Origin of the sequence: Butyricimonas sp. RTP31003st1_G1_RTP31003_210430 (genome assembly GCF_040920905.1) — a bacterium.
GTDB classification, from domain to species: Bacteria; Bacteroidota; Bacteroidia; order Bacteroidales; family Marinifilaceae; genus Butyricimonas; species Butyricimonas paravirosa.
Window position 1 is genome coordinate 1 of record NZ_JBCOSQ010000063.1, and the last position, 22277, is coordinate 22277.

The window sequence follows — 22277 nt, forward strand, 5'->3', positions numbered from 1 at the left end:
CTATAATGATGCTATCGAGAAGGTGGACGAGATTGCTGAACGCGTGCTTACGTTGGAGGGTACCCCGTTACATTCGTATTCCGCTTACATGAAACAGGCTGAGATTAAAGAGGTAACGGGGGTTTCCGACGGGAATCGTTGTGTGAAGGAGATTGTGGGGAATTTGGGGATATTGATCAGGAAAGAACGTGAAATATTGGCTTTGGCCGCAGAAATCGGTGATGATGGAACTCAAGATATGATTAATCCTTACATTTCCGAGCAAGAAAAGAATTTATGGATGCTACGTGCATATTTAAGTGAATAAGTTTAAGTTTTAATTTGTACCTAGGGAGCCGTGCTGTTATCAGCACGGTTTTTTTATTTCGGCTATAGCCCGATGAAGGGATTGTTTGGTGATTTATTATTGTTATATTTGCGATATATTGCGTAAAAATTAAATCATATTGTCATGTGGGGATATATTATTGCCGGAGTAGTGATTCTAGGAAACCTTGTGTTCTTTTTTTCTCGTAGGAGAAAAATCTCTATTTCACGAGAGAATATGGAAAGTATTATGGCAGAAAAGGTTATTGCCTCTGTCCCCGACATGATTTTCATGGTAGATAACCAGTTTAATATACAAAAAATTTATAATGCAGATCCTGTGAAACTTTCTTTACCGGTGGAGGCATTGATTGGTCGGAATTTGAAGGATTGTGTTGATCCCCCGTTTGTAGACATCGTGATATCCAATTTGCGGGAAGCGTTGATTTCGGATAAAGTGTACGAGGTGGAGTATACCGTGTCGGTTCATGGTAAGATAACCTATTACGAGGGGCGGTTCAAGCGTGTACAGGAAAATTTGGTGGCTTGTTTTGAACGGGATATTACGGGACGAAAAAAGAACGAGGTCGCGATAAAACAGAATCAGCGATTGTTGAATGCGGTGCTGGACAATATGCCAATGCCTCTGATCATAAAGGATATAGATGATGATTTGAAGTATGTTTTCTGGAATAAGCAGTGTGAGTTACAGGGTGGATACTCTCGGGAAGAAATTATTGGTAAGACTGATATAGATGTATATGGAAAGGAACGAGGCGAGCATTACCGGGATGTTGATTTTAAAATTATTGAAGAAGGAAATTCTTATCAAGTGCAAGAAGTGTACGAGACTCCTGACGGCGGGAGACACGTTTCTATCGTGAATAAAAATGTGGTATCCAATGATGTGCATCATTGGTTGCTGGCTACTCGCTGGGATATAACAGATCTTATTCGTATACAAGAGCAACTTCAAGAGGTGAATCAGCAATTGCGGATGGCTTTCTCGGTTACGAACACGGTTCCGATGGTTTGGGATTTGGAAGAAGACTTAATCCGGTTTAAATATCCTGAATTTAAGGTTGGAAATAAAGGTTTTTGTAAAGAACGGGATGGTCAGTCCTCGTTAGAGGCTGTCGGTAATATGCATCCGGATGACCGGGAAGTTATGTCTCAGCTTTTTGCGGATATAAAGGCCGGGAAAATAGATAATTTGCATCGGGAGATTCGTTATGATGTTTTGGGGCTATATGAAGATTACTATGATTTGTATTTGACGGTTGAGAAAAAGGATATTGCAGGAAAACCTCTGCGGGTTGTCGGGACGTTACGAAATATAACCGAGAGTAAGCTATACGAGAAAACCTTGATGGAAGCGAAACAAAATGTGGAGAAGATTCAGGAGATCAACCAGCTTATTCTTGATCATTCAAATAATGGATTAGTATATCTTCACCCGGATTACATGATCGAGTGGGAGAACTTGGCCCAGTATTCCGAGCATCCGCTAGCCGGTAGGTATAAAGCCGGGTTGTGTTGCTACAAAAGTGTAATGCATCGGGATTCTCCTTGTCCGGGTTGTGTGATGCAGAAGGCGTTGGAGACGGGAAAACGGGAAATGAAGGAAGTTACTTTTGATGACGGGTTTACGGTGGAGATCACGGCCACGCCTGTTTATGATATAAAGAACGAGAGGCAGATTCGGGGAGTTGTGTTGAAATACGAGGATGTTTCCGAACGCACCCGGGTTGCTAATGAATGGAAACGGGCGAAGGAAGCGGCAGAGATGTCCGATCGGTTGAAGTCAATGTTCCTCTCTAACATGAGTCACGAGATTCGTACTCCGTTGAATGCCATCGTGGGATTCAGTGAATTACTGGTTAACACGGATGATCCGAAGGATAAAGAGGAGTACATGGCTATTATTAATCGAAATAATGAGTTACTGTTACAGTTGATTAGTGATATTCTGGATTTGTCAAAGATTGAGGCGGGAACGTTGGAATTTATTTATGATATGGTCGATATAAACGAGATGCTGCGGGGATTGGAAATGAGTTATCGCCAGAAGATCGCGGAACATCCCGGTATTGATATTTCTTTCACTTCCCATGTGAATGAATGTGTTGTTTACACGGAAAAGAACCGGGTGATGCAGGTGATTTCGAATTTTCTGAATAACGCACTTAAATTTACCAGCGAGGGACACATCCATTTTGGTTATGAAGAGCAAGCGAATGGATTGCGTTTCTTTGTTTCAGACACGGGAAAAGGGATTCCGTCAGAAAAACAGGCTGAAATCTTCAAACGTTTTGTCAAATTGGATAGTTTTACCAACGGAACGGGGTTGGGGTTGGCTATTTGCCAAACAATTGTCCGTAAGCTGGGAGGTGAGATCGGGGTTCTTTCCGAGGAAGGCAAAGGAAGTACTTTCTGGTTTACTTTACCTGTTAGGTCGGGAAACAGTTAATAGCGACGTTCCCCAAATATCCCACGTGCTTTCTCTGCGTGATCGTTTTTCTCTTTTATCCCGCATATAAATAAAAATTATCAGAGACAAAAGTGAGGTTAAAAAGGAAATTTTGTTTTAGATTTTATTATTTTTGAAAAATCAATTTAATGGATGCGATAGGTGGTTTTTAGGTAGGGAGTATTTTGTATTGTTAAGCTAATACGATGGAAAATAGTCAGAAATATTATGAAATAGAAATATTGACTAGAGAGCTAAAAGAAGGAAAAGAAGCTGCCTTTGATTACCTTTTCAGAACTCGCTACAAAAACCTGTGTCGTTTTGCAGCCACGTTTGTCGTGCAGTTTGACGTGGCGGAAGACATTGTGCAGGAAGTTTTTGAAAAGATCTGGAAAAAAAGTACTCGGATAGACGAGAGGGAATCTATTGATAGTTATTTGTTTGTTGCCGTGCGTAATGCTTGTTTTACGTTTTTGAAGAATAAACGGGAACGTGTTGATCTGGAGGATGTGAAACAAAATTTAAAGGTTTCGGAAGAAGTCGTAGAATTTGAAACGCCGGAATTGAACCGTTTGTGGGGAGAGATTGAGAATTTACCTTTGCAATGTAAAGTCGTTTTTAAACTGGTGATTCTGGAAGATATGAAGTACAAGGACGTGGCTGACTCGTTGGGAATTTCGGTCAACACGGTAAAAACACAAATGAAAATCGCTTACAAGACCTTGCGGGAAAAATTGAAACAGGAACAATTCTCTTTATTACTATTTCTTTTTGGGATAAAAGAAGATTAAAATCTTTTTTATAAAAAAATCTGTTTTTTCTTCACCCTGTTTTTCATTTTTGAAGTACTCTATGTAAAAATATGAAGATGAAAATAGATGATCGAGTATATGAGTTGATTTCCGGGAAGTTGGATGATCGCCTGTCACCAATGGAGGAAACGGAACTTTCGGACTGGCTGGCAGAAGATGTGAAACACGAGAAAATATATGCCGAGATAAAGAAAATACGTGATCAGGTAAAACTTTTACATCGGGATTTTACTCCTGATACGGAGAATGTATTAAAACGAGTGAAGCGGGGAAGAGGAAGGCAAATAGGTTTCCGTTATTGGTGGAAATATGCAGCTCTCTTTATTTTGCCGTTAGGAGTGGCTTTGGTTTTGTGGCAGGGAATGAAGAATGAACCGGTGGAGGTACATCGTCAATTTAGTGCAGTTTCTCGTCCGGGGGGAGAACGGGCAATATTGAAGTTGTATGATGGAAAAACGGTTATGCTGGATAGTACAATGAAGAGTTCATTGATCTCTCACGAGGCAAATGTCCGGATAGAGATGGATTCTAATCATCTGTTACGCTATTCTTCATGTGATTCTATTGGGATTACCGATGCCAATAAAAATAATGAATTAATTATTCCTAAGGGTGGAGAGTACCAAGTCGTGTTAGCCGATGGGACAAAGGTTTGGTTGAATTCGGCATCACGATTGATATATCCTCAATCTTTCATGGGAAAAGAGAGACGGGTTGTATTATCCGGGGAGGCTTTTTTTGACGTGGCACATGATGCAGAAAGACCTTTTATCGTGGAAACATCCCGGATGAACGTGAAAGTGTTGGGTACTCGTTTTAACGTGAATGATTACGATGATAATGAGGAGGTTTCGACCACGCTGGTAAATGGTAGCGTGGAAATTGTTTCAGGTGATCAGCAAGTGTTTCGACTGGTTCCGGGGGAACAGGCTTATGGGAAAGAAAACGAGTTAGAGAAACGAGAAGTCAATGTCCGTCTTTACACGTCTTGGATCGATGGGAAGTTCTTGTTTAATAACACGGAACTGGAAGAGATTGCCAAGCAGATCTCCCGCTGGTATGACGTGGAAATATTCTTTAGTAGTGAAAACGTGAAAAAGGTGCGGTTCACGGGAGCGATCGTGAAGTTTAAGCCTTTGGATGATTTGGTTCGGATGATCGAGAGTACAAGTCAAGTCCGGTTTAGCGTGAAAGGGAAAACAATTGTAATTTCAGAGTAAATAAAAATACCGGAAAAGTATAGCGACTTCCCCGGCATTTATAAAAGTTAGCAGTCTTGCCCGACATTTGGCGATAGAGGACAAGACTCATTGTAAACCTTTAAAAAACAAATGTATGAAAAAAAATTGTGATTTGGGGCTTTATCCCCCCAGATGGCTAAAAAATTTTCTTAAGGTTATGCGAATAACAGGGATTTTATGTTTGGTGTGCGTGATGCATTTGTCGGCTGCGGTACATTCGCAGACGGCTCGTATCAACTTGAAAATGAAGGATGCCACGATCGAACAGGTGCTGAATAAGATTTCAGAATCCACGCAGTTGGACTTCTTTTACAGCAATTCTAAGATCGACGTGTCAAAACGGGTGAACGTGGATTTTCTGGATGCCACGATTGAACAGGCGTTACAATTGATCTTCAAAGGGTATGACGTGAAGTTCGAGATTAACGATAACTTCGTGGTAATCCATTATGTGAGAGCGTTGGCAGTAACAGATTCGTTGAAAAAGATTACCGTGAGGGGAACCGTGAAAGATGTGGACGGGATGACGTTACCCGGAGTGACGATTCAAGTGAAAGGAACAACTATCGGTTTTACGACAAATGAAGAGGGTAAATTTGATTTTGATTTGCCGAAGCGGGATACTCTCGTGTTGATTTTTTCATTCGTGGGGTACCAGAAACAGGAGGTGCGATTGAAAAGAGATAATAAACCTTTGAATATCGTGATGAAAAACGATATGGCGGAGATTGATGAGGTGGTCGTGACCGGTATTTTCAACAAGCCGAAGGAGAGTTTCACGGGAGCGGTAACACATATCACGAAAGAGGATATTATGGCATACGGTAACCGGAATCTGTTGCAGACACTGAATAATATTGACCCGGCTTTCGTGATTCGTGAGAATAACACGTACGGTTCCAACCCGAACGTGTTGCCGGAGATTCAGATTCGTGGTATTTCCGGGTTACCGGATATAACAAACTTACAGACGTATGCCCGGGCAGAGTTGAACCAGCCATTATTCGTGTTGGATGGTTTCGAGGTGACGTTGGAACGGGTGATGGACTTGAATCCATCGGACGTGGAGTCTGTAACGATTTTGAAAGATGCGAGTTCCACGGCTCTTTACGGATCGCGGGGTGCGAATGGCGTAGTCGTGATTACTTCTTCAAAACCTCGTCAAGGAAAGTTACGAGTCTCTTTCTCCGGTGGGATAAATTTGGAGATTCCCGATTTGTCTAGTTATGATTTGTTGGATGCTAAGGAAAAATTAGACTTGGAGGAGCGTGCAGGATTATACAATAGTCCAGCACGTATGGTTCTGTATCGGCAAAATGTGAAATCCATAACAGAGGGGGTGGATACTTACTGGATTGGTGAACCGGTACGTACAGGTGTAGGGCAGAACTATATGCTGGATTTAGGTGGTGGCGACGAACAATTTCGTTACTCGATGAATTTATCTTACAATTGCGTGGCTGGTGCCATGAAAGGCTCTTTTCGGAATAATTTTAATGGAACATTGGGAATCAGTTATTTACTTAAACAGATTCGTTTCATGAATACGTTCTCTTTAGGATTGAATAATTCGGAAGATAGTCCATACGGGTCTTTTGGTGAGTATGTAACCATGAATCCGTATTGGTATCCTTATGATGAGAATGGGCGAATTGTGAAATCTTTTAATACGTTTGGTTCAACCACGGGGGTAGATGTGATTGCAAATCCTTTGTGGGAGGCTTCTATCAATAAATTTGATAAAAGTAAATACACGAATATCCGAAATACATTCAGGATCGAGTGGGATGTCGTGAAAGGGTTAAAGTTATCCACGAATGTCGGTTATACCACTCAAACAGATAGAAGTGATCGCTTCTCTCCCAAATCCAGTAATGATTTTAATAACACATCAGATCCGGATGCTATGGGTAGTTACACGTGGGAATATCGTGAAATGCGTTCCTGGCAATGGAGTTTTAATGCTAGTTACGGGAACACTTTCGGTCGGCACAGCGTGTTTGCAGGGGTAGATGGGAGCTTGTATGAAACGAAAAATCTAGGGTATATACTATGGTTACGAGGGTTTGCTAATGATAATTTGACAGATATTTCTAACGCTGCCGGTTTTGCTAATGAACGTCCCAGTTCTACGGATACACATTCCAGACAAGCGGGATTCACTGTGACCGGGAATTACAATTACGATAGTCGTTATTTCTTTGATTTTTCTTATCGGTTGGATGGATCTTCATCCTTTGGTTCTCAGAATCGTTTTGCTCCATTCTGGTCTATCGGTTTTGGGTATACGGTTAGTCAGGAAAATTTTGTACTGGAAAATCTTCCTTGGATGAATTTACTTCGTCTACGTTACTCTTACGGGGTGAACAGTGCTTTGCCGAGTAATCCATATCAAGCTTTGACAACCTACGAATATGACCGTGATCAACGTTATAACGGGGATATGGGAGCTTATCTGATGGGACTTGGTAATGATAAATTGCGCTGGCAGGATACCTATCAGCATAATATAGGGGTCGATCTGACATTGTTTAATGAGATATTATCGGTTCAAGGTAACTATTACCGTAAAGAAACGAAAAATTATATTTCTTCATTGGGATTATCCTATTCTCATGGATTCCCAAAATATATGGAGAATATCGGGACTCTTCGGAACGTGGGAGGAGAGTTGAATGTATCTGTAAATTTGTTGCGGAACCAGAATATTATGTGGTCGGTGAGGGGTGCGATGTCTTGGAACAAGAATACGATCATGACCCTTTCGGATGAAATGAAACGGCAGAACGAGGAAACCGTGAATAATCAGACCGGGGCGTTTGTTTATTTGCAATATAAAGAGGGAGAATCCATGGACGCTATTTACACGTTCATTTCTCCGGGTGTGGATGCAGCCACGGGAGAGGTGCTTTATATGGATCGAAACGGACGGGTTTCTTCTGATATTGATATGTATGCAAAGGTTAAGGTCGGGAATGAGGTTCCGAAGGTAAACGGACGTTTCAGCACGATGTTCCGTTATAAATCTTTCTCTTTGAATACTGGTTTCGAGTTACGGTTGGGAGGACAGAAATTGAATCAGACTTTATTGAACAAGGTAGAAAATGCTTATCCGAAGGTGAATGTTGACAAACGTGTGTTGAGTGAGCGTTGGGAGAAGCCGGGTGACGTGACTCGATATAAAGGATTGAATAATGATAAGAATACGGTTGCTAATAACCGTTTCGTGGCAGATGAATCAACTTTTATCTGGAGAAATATTAATATCCAGTATGATTTCCCGCGTCGGATTTGTAAATATATGAGAATGGAGAGATTGAGTTTGTCAGCTAGCATGATGGATTTGTTGTATATGTCCACGATAGAGCAAGAGAGAGGAACTGATTATCCATTTTCCGTGAAACCGTCGTTTTCAATATCATGTACTTTCTAATTAATTTGAACGTGTTATGAAAAATATGAAGAATTTATTATTGATGTCTTGCTTGATATTCTGCTTGTCGGGTTGTCAGGATTGGTTGACGATTCAGCCGGAAACACAAGTGACAAAAGAAGATATGTTCAAGACACAGGGGGGATTTTATGATGCCTTGATCGGTTGTTATACTTTGATGCGGGACAACTATTCTCCGGATGCGAGTATGGTTGTCGGGGGAGTGGAGTATATGGCCAATCTTTGGATAACGGCTACGGATGGGGGAACGGCTTATGATTTTGCGTCTCATGATTATCGGGCAGACTTGGTTGAGATGAATTTGTCCCAGCTATTTTTGAAACAATACGAGATTATTGCAAACGTGAATACTTTGTTGGAGTATATTGATATTCAGAATAACGTATTGACGGAAGATGAAGAAGACCTGTATAAAGGGGAAGCTTTGGGATTACGGGCTTTTATTCATTTTGATTTGATTCGTTTGTGGGGGCCCATGCCAACTGGGATTGATGGAAATCGGGATTATTTGCCCTACGTGACTACGGTTCAATTGGAGAATTATCCGTATTCTAATTATCAAGAGTATATGGCAAAACTTTGTGCAGATTTGGATTCGGCTGAATTGCTATTACAACGAGTAGACCTGATTGTAGCAAATGATAAGTCTGTATCATATCGTCAGAATCGGATGAATTATTATGCAGTACTTGGTCTGCAGGCACGAGTACATTTGTGGTTGGGCGAACATGATGAGGCTTTGCGTTATGCCCGGTTAGTAAAGGAAGCTACAGTTGCAGGAGAGAAAAAACAATTTGCTTTGGGGGGTGAAAATGATTTTCTGCGCTATGATAGGGTGTTGTATAGTAGTGAGCAATTGTTTGGAATAAGTCTTGAAGAATTTAATGATAATATGATTGCAGACGGTTCTTATGCTGCTTTTGAACAAAAAAGTACTAATCTGAGCGAATTGTATGCGGCGGAAGATATTCGTTTCCGGTATTTATGGTATACTGATGATGGTGGGGGCCTTCGTTCTTCAAATAAATATGGTAATATGGCGTCATTTGACACCGAGAACCCGGCACCGACTAAAAGTGTTCCTTTGATCCGTTTGTCAGAGATGTATTTGATTATTGCGGAGTGTGCCGCTTTGGCGGAAGCGAATACGGTATATACTGAATTTTTAGCATCTCGGGGATTGACAACAACCGAATTGACGGAAAGTAATAGACAGGAAATTATTCTACAGGAGTATTTAAAGGAGTTTTATGCGGAAGGACAAATGTTTTTCGTGTATAAACGCTTGGGAACGGTGAATATGCGTTGGTCTTCCAGAATGTGTGGAGAGGACGTTTATGTGTTGCCACTACCGTTGCGGGAATTGAGTACGACTGAAAATTATTAAAAGAGAAGAATTATGATACGTAAATTGATATTGTCTTTATGTGTGGGCTTTTGTTGTTTGGCCTGCGAGGAGGCGTTACCCGATTATAATACAACTTGGAGTGGAGTTCAGTTTGTTTTAGGTGAAACCCTAAATCCAGAACGATTTAGTTATTCTTTTATTGGGAAAGAAGAGACGAGGATGATGGATACGATTTGGTTTACCGTACGGCCGCAAGGATTGTTACCGGAAAGGAGTAGTCGGATTAGGTTGGAGCAATATGAAGGGAAGGAGTGGAAATATATTTATGGAGAGGATGGTGCGATTGCAGATTCTGTATTACGAGTTTTTCCCTATCAGGCAGAAGCGGGAGTGCATTATGTAGCTTTTGATGATGAACGAATGGCAGAGTATTTGACTTTGGAGCCTGGAGAGTTGGAAGCTAAGATTCCGGTAATTGTTATGCGGGATAGATCTTTGCAAGACACGACGTTTACTCTTTTCTTTCATATCGTGGATTCGGAAGATTTGAAAGCGGGAGATGAAAAGTATTGTAATATCCAGTTGGGGATAGCCGATTGCTTGACCCGGCCGGCTGCTTGGAATAATTGGTTTTTTGCGGGTACTTGGAGTCAAACTCGTCATGAGTTCATGATTAGAGTAACAGGAGAGGACTGGGATGATGAATTTATAAATACACTTGACCTGGATCAAAAGAACTATTATTTGTATGTGTTCAACCGAGAACTAAAGAAGGAGAATGCTGCACGAGCTGAAGAAGGATTACCTCCTTTGAGAGATGATCCTAATGATCCGAATACGGATATTACTTTCCCAACAGTCGCATTTATGTAACCAACAAAAAAGTAAATATGAAAAGATATATAATTATGATGATCTTTATGGCAGGATTGATATTCGTATCTTGTTACGATAAAGATAATACTATTCATCGTATCCCGGATTTAGTAATAGAGAATGTTACTGGAGGTTCTGTGAAGACAGGAGAAGTAATTGAAATTACCCCTAAATGTGTAATGGGTGGAGAGGAAGTCGAGTGTACTTATAATTGGTATCGTTATCGTGATACTGTGTTGGAATTAATCTCTGAAGATTCTCATTTGGAATGGCGGGTAGATACTGTAGGCTCCGTTACATTAGAAGTAGAAGCAACTCATGTTGAAAGTGGTATTCAGGCGGTTCTTACATTTTATTACTCCATCACCCCACGTATTAATGGAGGCTGGCTAATATTGAAAGAGACTATGGATGGAAACACGGATATGGATGTTTCTTTAATTCAAGCTAATGGTATTGAGTTTGCGGCAGATCAGTTATCTTTAGCTTTAGGAGAACCGATGAAAGGAAAGCCTGTATCGTTACTTTATACAGAATCGTACCAATGGTATGATCCAGAAACCGGAACAACAGAAACGAAGCAAAAGTGTTTAATCCCGGTGAGTCAGAAAGATATTTTAATGTATCGAGTGGCAGATGAGAAGGTGTTGGCGAGAAATGAAGAGTTATTTTTTGAAATGCCAGATTTTGGATCTAGTAACATAAGTTCATTTATGCAATTAGCGCAATCAGGAGGATTGATATGTGATGGAAAAGCATACTTGAGATCCAATGTTGCGTTTATGCCGGCACTTTTGGGTAATTACCATTTGGCTCCTAATGTTGTTTGTTGGAAATATAGTAATCCGATGTTGGTGTATGATGAGTTAAATACATCTTTTGGCCTGCTTGTTGGGTCAAGTAACTTCAGCACGACGATGGAAATTAAATATTTTGCTGATGATTATCAACCTGATGATGATTTGAGAATTTCTCCTAATAGAATGGATGCAGAATTGATTTATCTCGGTCAAACAGATAAAAGTATTCTTTCAGATCCTAATAAACAAGGATATGGAACGGCATATGCTTTAATGAAAGAAAATGGCGATGCGAATAATTTATTATTATATGGGTTGACTGTGGCAGAGTGGTATAATGCTACTTACGGTCCGATTCGTTTTGCTCGGACAATTCCGGTTTCTCGTTGTGAAGCTTTTGCTACTGCAGACTTTTATACGATGCATCAGACTAATAATTTGATTTATTTTATAAAAGATAATCAACTATCTTATTATGATATTGATAATGATGAGTTCGTGGAAAATATTCATACTTTTGAAGGAGAGGTAACTTATTGTAAGTATATAGGTAATGATTATGATTACAATACAGCTACGTGGTTAGGAGAGTTGTATGAAAATAGGTTTGAGAGGCTTGTTGTAGCAACATCTTCCGGAGCGAATTATACTGTGCATGTTTTTGATTGGTCGATAAATGAAGGATTGACTCTTTTACCTAGTGAGGAAGTGAAGGGGGAAGGGAAAGTACATTTTATGTTATGGTTCCCACGAAATACATCGAATTTCTTTAATAGTATTTATAGATATAGTTAATCATAATCGAGACGGTTCCCTTTGGTGCGTGCGGGAACCGTTTCATTAAAATTTCTACAGGGATGAATAAGGTATTGTATGTTTTTGTAGCATTTTTTATGCTGCAAGTGGGAGCTTTTGCTCAAACGAATTTCGAGGAATTGACGTTGGCTAAGGCGTTGGAGAAAGCAAAGGCTGAAAATAAATTAGTGTTTATAGACACGTATACATCGTGGTGTATGCCGTGTAAGTACATGGCGAACACGATATTTCCGAAATCGGAGATGGGAGAGTATTTGAATCCTCGTTTTGTTTGCGTGAAGTTTAACACGGAAGAAGGGGAAGGTGCTGAAATTATGAAACGGTATGAGATTTCAGCTTTTCCGACATTTTTGATTTTGAATACAAAGGGGGAGGTACAGCATAGGATTGTAGGAGGGAGTGAGACTGCGGAGGATTTTATCAAACGGGTTGCCGAGGGATTAGATGAGGATAAGGCGATCGGGATTCTTGCGGCGAAATATGAAAAAGGTGATCGGGACGTGAAATTATTAGTGAAATATGCCCGTGCCTTGTTGGCCGTGAATGATCCTTTTACCGTACAAGTTGCGAACGAGTTAATATCTAAATTAAATGATTCGCAACGGGTAGATTCGGCTTACTGGTTTATCTACGAACATCCTGTTCTGACACAAGTCGGATCTCCTAATATGGAGTATTTACTGGCGAATGCGGAACGTTTTCAGAAAAGTATCGGGGCTGAGCGAGTGAACGAGAAAATTGCGACAGCTTTTGATCTTCAATTGACCAACATGATTACCGGTCGTGACCGCCAGAGTGGCATGGAGGCAATAGATAAGGTCGAGAAAGAGATGGAGAAATACGAGTTTCCGAGTAAATCTCGTTTAAAATTGTTTGTTGAGATTGCCCGTACCCAAAAAAGTGGGGACGTGGAAAAGCTTTTGCAGGTTTGTGAGAAGAATATACCCCAGATTGAACACGAGCATTTATTGGCGATGTTCTTCCCGTTGTCTTTGACAATTAAGCGTAATGGGAATGAAGACCAACAACAAAGAATATTGAAATTAGCGAAAACTTTGCTGGCTGAGACCACAAGTGATAAGTTTAAATTCTCGTTAGGGCAATTCATCCCTTATGCTTTAGAGAAGTAATTTTATAAATTCCATATGAGAAAATGTTGTTTGAAAGGATTGTGTGTCGGTTTACTTGCTGTTCTGCTCGGAACGGCAAGTTGCCGTGCGCAAGAAAAAGTTGTTTATCGGGATTATGACCGTTTAGGTTGGACTATTCTCGATTCATTGAAACGTCCGGGTGCAGCCTCTTTATTCAAGGGAATGAACACGTTAAAACTGGCTACTCGTATGTTGGAAGAGAATACGCCCGTGGATGTGGAACCTCGTCCTGCCGGGAAACGGGAATTAAAACCAAGGGCAATAATTGAACAGAGGCGGGAGAGCGTGTTAATGGTTTTTAAATATATGCGGGCAACAGTTCACCCGGAGTACATCATGCCTTGGGCAACGGCTGTCGTTCTATCAGAAGACGGGGTATGCGTGACAAACAGCCATGTGTTGTGGCAATTGATCGATACGTCGGCACGGTTGGATTTACGGGATAGTCTTCTTTTCGTGGCAACGGAGGCAGGAAAAATATATTCAATTTCTTCGGTACTCAGTTATAACCGGAGTGGTGATTTGGCTTTTTTTAAAATAGATACTCGGGGCGAACGTCTGGTTCCGATGCCACTCGGGGAGGACCTTGCTGTTGGATCAAATGTTCACGCTTTGACCCATCCGGCAGGCTACCCTTATGTTTACACAAGTGGGGTGGTATCTCGTACGTTTATCAAAGAATCCGGTAATCCTTTTGGTAACCGGGTGGAAATCACGGCTGATTTTGCCAAGGGGTCTAGTGGGGGGCCGATTATGGACGACCGGGGAAATATGGTTGCAATGGTGTCTTGTCTGCACCCGATATATTATGTCGATCAGCCTCCTTCTGATCGGCAAATGGGAATAAAGGAGTGTATACCGGTAAGTTCAATCGTACGATTGATGAGAAAATTGGAGAAATGACTATATATAATTTCAAAAAATGAGAATTCAAGAATTTTTATGGATAGTATGTTTCCTGCTGATGTCTTTATTTGTCCACGGGATTCCGGTGGATACGATGGAACTGAAAGTCGGGGATAGATGCCCTGCTTTTACTTTTGAAGATATGGAGGGACAGTCCAGATCTTTGGATGAATTTAAAGGGAAATATGTTTTTATTGACGTGTGGGCATCGTGGTGTTATCCTTGTCGAAAGGAATATCCTTACTTGCAAGAATTGGAAAAGAAATTTGAAGGACAAAATGTCGTGTTTGTGGGCATTTCCAGTGATCATGTCGTGTGGCGATGGAAAGGGGCCGTGGAAAACGGGAAAATGTCGGGAGAGCAGTGGTGGGTTGGAAATGATACTTCTTTCATAACGGCTTTTCGAGTAGACCGGATTCCTCGTTTTATCCTGTTGGATCGGAAAGGGCGGGTGTTGCGTTTAGAGATGACACGTCCTTCTGATCCTCGAACGGAAACAATGTTACGGCAATTGAAAGGAATAAAAAATGGCCCGTCTGCCCCACGAAAAGCAAAGAAGACGGTTGACTTGCGGGAGACCGCCTTCGAGTTTCAAATGCCGGAGAATGACACCCGGGAAGTCGCGTTGGAAACTTGCGATGGGGGGAGAATGAAATTGGAATTTGATGGTTCAAATAAGGCCGTTTGGAAAATGGCCCTGTCGGAAGGTGAATACGGGCGCCTCTGGGTAGGGGATAAGAAGTATACGGTATGGGTGGAACCCGGTAAATCTTGGCAAGCTAAATCTGTATTTAATGAATTGCATTTTGAAGGAGAGGGTGCGAGCATTAATAATTATTTGAATAGAAAACTTTATCGGGATATTCAATGGCGGGAATACGAACTGGAGGAAGAACCTTTCCGGGTTAGATTGCAAGAGATGACGGAAGAACGGGAGAATGCATTATTGGCAGCCGGGTTAGATGTGAATTTCACAAAACGAGAGAGAGAACGTATTCTCCATGAGCGAAATTACCAGTTGGCTTTTTGGGTAATTATGGGGCATGGTGGGAAACAGGTGTCGGAAAAATCCCGCTCGGAATTAAGGTATGTGGTCGTTGAGAAAAAAGAAGCTTGGGGAATCTTCGAGTATCCGGAATCCATTAGAAGAGCCTTATTTGCTTTCCACAATCTGGATGGACAAACGGGGGATACTTATATTTTGCTAATGGACGTGTTGAAAGAGGCGGAAAAGTACAGGGATAAGCGGTTGGTGGAAAATTTAGTGGTGAAGAGTGTCATGGAATATGTGAGAATATACGGTATGGAGAATATGGAAGAGATGGATCGAATTTTTCGGAAGAGGGTTCATAGACCGGATTATATTGTAGAATATCAGCGAGTGTATGATGAGAATAAGGTTTTATTCAAGGGACAACCTGCCGTACCATTTTCTTTTAAAGATATAGCCGGAAAAGAGGTAAGTTTATCGGATTTGAAAGGAAAATACGTGTATATTGATGTATGGGCCACGTGGTGCGGGCCATGTAATGCGGAAATACCTCATTTGAAAAAGTTGGAAGAGGAATTTGAGGGGCGAAACATCTGTTTTGTCAGTATTTCTTGTGATGATAGTCGGAAAGCATGGGAAAAATTTGTTCAGGCGAAACAATTGGGAGGAATCCAGTTACACATGGGGGAAGATAAGAGTTTTATGGAGGCGATCCGTTGTAAGGGGATTCCTCGGTTCATGTTAATTGACCGGGATGGCAAATTTTTAAATGCAAATATGCCGAGACCTTCTGACCAGAAAACACGGGAGATTTTGAACGTTTTGCCCGGATTGTAAAAATAGTAGCGTGTGCTTTGTGAACCCGGAATTCCTTGCGAGTAGGAATTCCGGGTTTTGTTTGCACGGGAACTCTTTTTCTTATACTTTTGAATAAAGTCTTATAACACGGTTATGATCACGAAGGAACAGATTGATACTTTTGTGGCTCAATCCCATCGGTATGGGGATGCCAAATTGATGCTTTGCAGTAGTGGTAATTTATCTTGGCGAGTGGGAGACAAGATGCTGGTTTCCGGAACAGGTTCGTGGTTACCAGTTTTGCCTCCGGAGAAGGTCGCCGTGTGTGATATTATGTCAGGGCAAGTGGAAAACGGGGTGCGTCCTTCTATGGAAAGTGTTTTTCATTTGGGTATATTGCGGGAGCGTCCGGAAGTGAACGTGGTGTTACATTTCCAATCGGAATACGCCACTGTGGTGGCTTGTATGAAAAATAAGCCGTCAGATTTTAACGTGACCTTGGAAGTTCCTTATCATGTGGGTGAAGTCGCTGTTGTTCCTTATTATCGTCCCGGTTCTTTTGAATTGGCGAATGCCGTGATAGAGGCGATGAAGGATCACGATGCTGTTTTGTTAAGTAATCACGGGCAAGTGGTATGTGGTCGTGACTTTGATGAAGTGCTTGAACGGGCTCTTTTCTTCGAGATGGTTTGTCGGATTATCGTCCAAAGTAGGATGGATTATACTGTGCTTAGTCCGGAGAGTGTAGAAGAGTTACGAGTGAAGTTGTTAGGTGAAAAAGCGAGATAGTCTTTGTATAATTCTGTTTCTAGGGGCGATAAGGGTTAAAATATCCTCGGTACCAATTTATTTTCTAATAATATATTATATATTGTTTTCTTTTATACATTTGTAGTAGTAATCTTTGTGTACTAATGGAGGATAACGATAATTTATTTTTTTCTCGTGTGAAAAGACGTGATAAAGAGGCATTTCGTTCTCTCTATGAACATTATTTTGCTAAAATGGTGCTATTTGCGGAGAGTTATTTATACGATGAGGAAGAGGCGAAGGATTTAGTACAAGATCTATTTTTTTGTCTGTGGGATCATGCTCCATTATTAGAAATCTCAACTTCAATCAAAGCATATTTGTTTACTTCCGTGCGAAATCGTTGTTTAAATGTACTGCGTGATAGGAAGATTCGTGATGAGTACAATAATAAATTATTTGAAGCTCAACTTTTTTCAGATACAGAAGATGTTGTTCTTGATGAGGAAGTACAACAACGTTTGCAAAAAGCGTTAGATGCTTTACCTGAGAAATGTCGAGAGATTATTTTGTTAAAGGTTATCGAGAATAAGAAAAATAAAGAGATTGCAGAACAATTGAATATTGCAGAGACGACCGTAAAAACACAGGTACAGAGGGCTTATCGAATGCTGCGCGAAAAATTGATCCCTATTTTTTTACTTATCGAGTGGTTACAGGATAGTATCTAAATTTTTTCTCAAAAAAATGTATTTCTTGTACTCCGTTTTTTCAACGGATGTGTCTTATGTGTGTATGATCAATTAAAATGATATGACAGATAAGATGTATATAAATTGGGATGTTATAGTTCGTCGGATATTGGGACACTCTAGTGTAGACGAAGATCGATTGGTGGATCAATGGTTTGTTGAAGATGAAATGAATCGAATATATTATGAAAAAGCAAAATATTATTTTGATAAATACTATACTGGAGAAGAAAATCGAGAGGTAGATGTTGAGGATGCATGGCATGAGTTTATGAATTATACGGAAACCTCTTCCAATAAAGTAAGAACGATACATGTGTGGAAATATGTTGCTGCGGTTGTGTTACCTTTATTTATGCTAGGAGTCGGTTACTTGTTTTTTGAGATCAAGCCTATAAAAGAGACCACTTTAACTCAAGCGGAACAATTAGCTCCTGGTAGTTCTCAAGCTGTACTTCTTTCTCATTCAGGACAAAAAATAGGCTTGACGGATTCAATGACTTTGGAACGAGCGATAGAACAAGTACAAGTGAGTGGGAAAAGGGGGCCGAAAGGTAAAGATACATTGGAGCAGAGATCAATAGCCTATAATGTTATAATTGTTCCTAAAGGCGGTGAGTATGATTTGACTCTTATGGATGGAACTACGGTAACATTGAATGCTGATTCAAAATTAAGTATTCCGGAGGTGTTTGTTGGCGAAGAGCGACGTGTGTGCTTGGAAGGAGAAGCTTTTTTCTCTGTGGCTAAAGACGTACAAAGGCCTTTTATAGTGGAAACATTGGCGGGAGAGGTAAACGTTTTGGGGACGGAATTTAATTTGAGTGCCTACCCGGATGATGAGTACGTGCAAACCACGCTGGTTGAAGGGGAAGTCGCTTTTTTAGGTAAAGGGATGGTTGATCGGTTGGTTATAGAGCCTGGAGAGCAAGTTACTTATAATAAAGTCTCTGGAGAAATTGCCGTGAAAGGGGTGAATACAATGATTTATACTGCATGGACTCAGGGAAAATGGATTATTGAAGGAATGCGATTGGAAGATATGATGAAACAGATTGCCCGTTGGTACGATGTGACTATATTTTATCAAAATCAAGCTGCTAAAGAACTTATATTTACCGGAGATTTGGAAAGATATAATAATTGTGAAATGATCTTGGATATTATAGCCATGACAACAAATGTTGAATTTATAGTGAAAGATAGAGTAATAACAGTGAGAATGCGCTAAATATAAAATCGGAAGATGTTGCAACCATCTTCCGATTGAGAATGTGTTAATTATTTTAGTAATCTTTACATTAACAAGACAAATGTATGAAAAAAAATCGAGACAAGGATTACCTAATTAGATGGGTATGCTTAAAAAAAATCTTTTTAATTATGAAATTAACGTGTGTGTTTATGTTCTTTTTGCTTTTCCACGTGTCCGCCAAGACAGATGCCCAGGCTAAAGTTTCGTTGGAGGTTGAAAATGCAAGTTTGCTGGATGTAATACAATCACTTCGTTCACAAACTGGTTACAGATTTTTCTTTAACCATAATGAACTAAAAAAAGTGGACCATATTTCAGTGAAATTTGAGAATGAAGACTTGGAGCAAGTGTTGAATGTGATTCTTGGTAAGGTGAATTTATCCTATCGTGTAGAACATGGTGTAATTATTATAACTCCGGCTCAGCAACAAGAAGAGAAGAAACACGTGATAATGAAAGGATGGGTTCGCGATAAGAAAAAACAACCCATGCCGGGAGTAACAGTTCGGGTTATAGGAACGACGTTGGGTACGGCGACAACAGAAAAGGGGTGGTTCTATATAGAATTACCGGTTTTGAAAGGTGCGTTAGAGTTTTCTTTTGTTGGGTATAAAAAGCAGCAGGTAAATTTCACGGAAAAGACAGATACGTTACAAATTGTGATGGAGGAAGATATGTCAGATTTAGATGAGGTCGTTGTGCGTGCCTACGGTTCGCAGAATAAACGAGAAGTGGTAAGTGCTATTTCTAAAGTGACAGCTGATGAGATGAAAGAATTACCTACAGCTAGTTTGGTAAACATGTTGCAGGGACGTTTGGCCGGAGTGAATGTGGTGAACCAATCAGGAGCTCCAGGAAGTGCACAAATGGTGGCTATTCGTGGGTATAATTCATTGATGACCAAAGGTGCAAGTGATGGTCAACCTCTCTATGTAATTGATGGTGTTCCTATGCACTCTTTTGTGTCTCCGGTTTCGGGAACTAATACAATGGCAGATATTGACCCTGCAATGATTGAGTCCGTGGAGGTATTGAAGGATGCAGCAGCTGCTTCTATTTACGGCTCACGTGCAGGTAATGGTGTGATTTTGATTACAACAAAGAAAGGGAAAGTGGGGGATGCTAAGTTTTCTGCTAATGTATCTTATTCTGTAGCCCAATTGATGGAATATCCTTTGCAATTAGGAGGTAGGATGGAAAGATGGATTGAAATTTTGCAAACAAGAAATAAACGAGATGCTATTGTTGATTCAAAAACTAGAAACAGAATATGGCCGACTTCGTACAATCAAGTATATCAAGCTTGGAGTGGTATCTATGATGGTTTTTGGGGAAATGGCCGTACGGCTGTAAGTATTGCAGCTAGAATTCAAGATAGTTTGAATCCATATTATAACAATCAAACGAATTGGTGGAAATATGTTTTCCGGACAGGGAAAATTATAAATGCAAACGTACAGGCTACAGGAGGTAGTGAGCGTTTTCAATATATGGTAAATGCGGGATATTACACGGAGACGGGAATTGCCGTGAATAGTTCTTATGGGCGTGTGAGTTTATCTTCTAATTTGACAGCTAAGCCAACTAAAAAATTAGATATGGATGTTCGAATCCATCTTTCTTACATGGATAAAAGTCGAAATTCTTCAAATGCTTTAGTAAATAATAGGTACGAAGCAGTGACGGCAAATCCAGGGTCAACAAGTACGTTGTTAGCTAATGCTCCGGGTATTGAGGCCGAGTGGTTAAGTAAGATGAATTCGATAAATGATAAAGCGGACAGTTATCGAGCGTTAGGAAGTTTGCGTTTACAATACTCTCTTTTCGATGGTTTGTCGTTATCTGGTTCTGCAAGTGTTGATTTTTCTCAAGGTAATAGTAACACGTTTAGACCAAGTACTTTGGATAATTTGTATCATGAGAATACTTCTTCTGGAGCTATTGGACGATCTATTGGGATGTTAGCCGATGTGTTATTGAAATATAAAAAGTCATTTAACGAAATGCATAACGTGGAAGTGTTATTGGGATGGGATGCTAATAAAACCCAGAATTTTGGTATATCTGGTCGAGGTAAAGGAGGTCCGAGTGATAATATCTATTATTATGATCCGGATATTAATGTCCCTGTAAAAAATCATGGAACCGGAAGTAGTGATAAGTGGGTTTCAATGACGACATATCGTTCTGATTTTAGAGAGAAAGCTATGGTTAGTTATTTTGCTCGTTTAGGATATAATTATAAACAGCGTTATCTGATTGAAGCAACAATTCGTAGAGATGGGTCATCTACCTTTGGCGAGAATCATCGTTGGGCAAATTTCCCTTCTGTAGCTGTAGGTTGGGCTTTCTCCGAGGAAAATTTTATGCGTTGGGCCGATTGGTTAGATTGGGGTAAGGTGCGTGCAAGTTACGGGACTTCCGGACAAATTTTTGATGCAGAGTATTTAGCTCATGGATTAATGATGGTTTATAATGATCCTTTTTTAGAAAACAACGGAATGGAGCCAAATAAAATGATTAGTCCGGATTTAACTTGGGAAAAGACTGAACAATATAATATAGGTTTAGATTTGGATTTGTTCGATTATCGTTTGAAAATGAAATTGGATTACTATTATAAATTAACCTCGTCCTTAATTTATGATATTCCTTTACCTGGTAATATGTTAATTGCTAAAACAAGAACGGAAAATGCCATGGAATTGTCTAATGAAGGAGTCGAGTTGGAATTGGAAACAGATATATTGCGTAATTCTGCCGTATTATGGCGAATGAAATTTAATTTGGCCCGAAATTGGAATCGTTTTGAAAAATCTTACAATGGAAAAGATGAAGGGCAATATATTACCGGACGTCCTATTTCTGGAATGTATGTGTATGCGGATGATGGATTTTATGATTCAGATGAAGAAGTTCCTGTGACATGGACAATTCAAGGGAATCCAAAATATTTTGGTACCGGAGTACATCCTGCTACAGGGATTAGCGGGATGGTTGGAAAGCAAAAGCTATTAGATCTCGATGGGAATGGATATGTTAACCAGCAGGATCGTTATTATGTGGGGACAGCGCAACCTTTGGCTCATGGGGGATGGATTAATGAGTTGACATGGAAGAATTTCAGCTTGAATATGTTGTTTAACTATTGTTTAGGGCGTAGTATGATTAACTTACGACCGATGTCACTTTATTCCACGGTAAAAAATGTTAACATAGAAGATATGAATTTTTGGGAAAAACCGGGAGATGATGCCGATTATCCTGAATTTGGACAATCGTTTGAAGTAAGAACTGATTCCAATGTAGAAAAAGTACATTCGGTCAGTTTAAAGCAATTAACTCTCGGATATGATATGTCCAAAAAGTTATCAAAAAAAATTGGTTTTTCTGGAGTTCGGTTATTTTTTACAGCAGAGAATTTATTCTATTTGAGTAATTATTCAGGGGATAATCCAGAAGTGGTTGATATTTATACAGGAGTAGATAATGGTAGTAACTACCCGCTTCCCCGAAAATATTCTGTAGGTTTAACGCTTAATTTCTAGGAT

General features: G+C 40.2%; 15 protein-coding genes. All 15 read left to right on the forward strand.

The features are described 5' to 3' along the window. A partial coding sequence (locus tag AB5542_RS16625) for a Dps family protein (protein WP_368243230.1) occupies window positions 1-307 on the forward strand: 307 nt, incomplete at its 5' end. 144 nt (window positions 308-451) lie between these two features. Beyond that, entirely contained in the window at window positions 452-2776 is a 2325-nt protein-coding gene (locus tag AB5542_RS16630; protein ID WP_279039352.1) for a PAS domain-containing sensor histidine kinase, read from the forward strand. Between the two features lie 206 nt (window positions 2777-2982). Next, window positions 2983-3567, forward strand: coding sequence for an RNA polymerase sigma-70 factor (locus AB5542_RS16635; RefSeq protein WP_279039354.1), 585 nt, complete (start codon window positions 2983-2985; stop codon window positions 3565-3567). Between the two features lie 77 nt (window positions 3568-3644). After that, window positions 3645-4808, forward strand: a complete 1164-nt coding sequence (locus AB5542_RS16640; RefSeq protein ID WP_288215263.1) for a FecR domain-containing protein — start codon at window positions 3645-3647, stop codon at window positions 4806-4808. A 178-nt stretch (window positions 4809-4986) separates the two neighbouring features. Beyond that, the gene (locus AB5542_RS16645) at window positions 4987-8262 is read left to right on the forward strand and encodes a SusC/RagA family TonB-linked outer membrane protein (protein WP_279039357.1); all 3276 of its coding nucleotides are present in this window, start codon (window positions 4987-4989) and stop codon (window positions 8260-8262) included. A 16-nt stretch (window positions 8263-8278) separates the two neighbouring features. Further along, window positions 8279-9670 (forward strand): RagB/SusD family nutrient uptake outer membrane protein, encoded by a 1392-nt coding sequence (locus AB5542_RS16650; RefSeq protein WP_279039359.1) that lies wholly within the window; start codon window positions 8279-8281, stop codon window positions 9668-9670. Between the two features lie 12 nt (window positions 9671-9682). Beyond that, complete coding sequence (locus tag AB5542_RS16655; protein WP_270544048.1) at window positions 9683-10504, forward strand: DUF4843 domain-containing protein; 822 nt, start codon at window positions 9683-9685, stop codon at window positions 10502-10504. Window positions 10505-10521: 17 nt separating this feature from the next. Beyond that, window positions 10522-12102, forward strand: coding sequence for a hypothetical protein (locus AB5542_RS16660; protein ID WP_279092080.1), 1581 nt, complete (start codon window positions 10522-10524; stop codon window positions 12100-12102). Between the two features lie 62 nt (window positions 12103-12164). Further along, complete coding sequence (locus AB5542_RS16665) at window positions 12165-13253, forward strand: thioredoxin family protein (RefSeq protein WP_279039364.1); 1089 nt, start codon at window positions 12165-12167, stop codon at window positions 13251-13253. A gap of 15 nt (window positions 13254-13268) precedes the next feature. Next, window positions 13269-14177 (forward strand): serine protease, encoded by a 909-nt coding sequence (locus AB5542_RS16670; protein ID WP_118303132.1) that lies wholly within the window; start codon window positions 13269-13271, stop codon window positions 14175-14177. Window positions 14178-14196: 19 nt separating this feature from the next. Beyond that, the gene (locus AB5542_RS16675) at window positions 14197-16008 is read left to right on the forward strand and encodes a TlpA family protein disulfide reductase (RefSeq protein ID WP_279039366.1); all 1812 of its coding nucleotides are present in this window, start codon (window positions 14197-14199) and stop codon (window positions 16006-16008) included. Window positions 16009-16122: 114 nt separating this feature from the next. Further along, window positions 16123-16758, forward strand: coding sequence for a class II aldolase/adducin family protein (locus AB5542_RS16680; RefSeq protein WP_279039368.1), 636 nt, complete (start codon window positions 16123-16125; stop codon window positions 16756-16758). A gap of 125 nt (window positions 16759-16883) precedes the next feature. Next, window positions 16884-17450, forward strand: coding sequence for an RNA polymerase sigma-70 factor (locus AB5542_RS16685; RefSeq protein ID WP_279039369.1), 567 nt, complete (start codon window positions 16884-16886; stop codon window positions 17448-17450). An 82-nt stretch (window positions 17451-17532) separates the two neighbouring features. Continuing rightward, window positions 17533-18702: a FecR family protein gene (locus tag AB5542_RS16690; RefSeq protein WP_279039372.1), complete on the forward strand. Its 1170-nt coding sequence runs from the start codon at window positions 17533-17535 to the stop codon at window positions 18700-18702. A 152-nt stretch (window positions 18703-18854) separates the two neighbouring features. After that, complete coding sequence (locus tag AB5542_RS16695) at window positions 18855-22274, forward strand: SusC/RagA family TonB-linked outer membrane protein (RefSeq protein WP_279039375.1); 3420 nt, start codon at window positions 18855-18857, stop codon at window positions 22272-22274. The last annotated feature ends 3 nt before the right edge of the window (window positions 22275-22277 follow it).

Coding starts and splice junctions, on each gene's coding strand:
- AB5542_RS16630 (WP_279039352.1), top strand. CDS start 452: ATGTGGGGATATATTATTGCCGGAGTAGTGATTCTAGGAAACCTTGTG.
- AB5542_RS16635 (WP_279039354.1), top strand. CDS start 2,983: ATGGAAAATAGTCAGAAATATTATGAAATAGAAATATTGACTAGAGAG.
- AB5542_RS16640 (WP_288215263.1), top strand. CDS start 3,645: ATGAAAATAGATGATCGAGTATATGAGTTGATTTCCGGGAAGTTGGAT.
- AB5542_RS16645 (WP_279039357.1), top strand. CDS start 4,987: ATGCGAATAACAGGGATTTTATGTTTGGTGTGCGTGATGCATTTGTCG.
- AB5542_RS16650 (WP_279039359.1), top strand. CDS start 8,279: ATGAAAAATATGAAGAATTTATTATTGATGTCTTGCTTGATATTCTGC.
- AB5542_RS16655 (WP_270544048.1), top strand. CDS start 9,683: ATGATACGTAAATTGATATTGTCTTTATGTGTGGGCTTTTGTTGTTTG.
- AB5542_RS16660 (WP_279092080.1), top strand. CDS start 10,522: ATGAAAAGATATATAATTATGATGATCTTTATGGCAGGATTGATATTC.
- AB5542_RS16665 (WP_279039364.1), top strand. CDS start 12,165: ATGAATAAGGTATTGTATGTTTTTGTAGCATTTTTTATGCTGCAAGTG.
- AB5542_RS16670 (WP_118303132.1), top strand. CDS start 13,269: ATGAGAAAATGTTGTTTGAAAGGATTGTGTGTCGGTTTACTTGCTGTT.
- AB5542_RS16675 (WP_279039366.1), top strand. CDS start 14,197: ATGAGAATTCAAGAATTTTTATGGATAGTATGTTTCCTGCTGATGTCT.
- AB5542_RS16680 (WP_279039368.1), top strand. CDS start 16,123: ATGATCACGAAGGAACAGATTGATACTTTTGTGGCTCAATCCCATCGG.
- AB5542_RS16685 (WP_279039369.1), top strand. CDS start 16,884: ATGGAGGATAACGATAATTTATTTTTTTCTCGTGTGAAAAGACGTGAT.
- AB5542_RS16690 (WP_279039372.1), top strand. CDS start 17,533: ATGACAGATAAGATGTATATAAATTGGGATGTTATAGTTCGTCGGATA.
- AB5542_RS16695 (WP_279039375.1), top strand. CDS start 18,855: ATGAAATTAACGTGTGTGTTTATGTTCTTTTTGCTTTTCCACGTGTCC.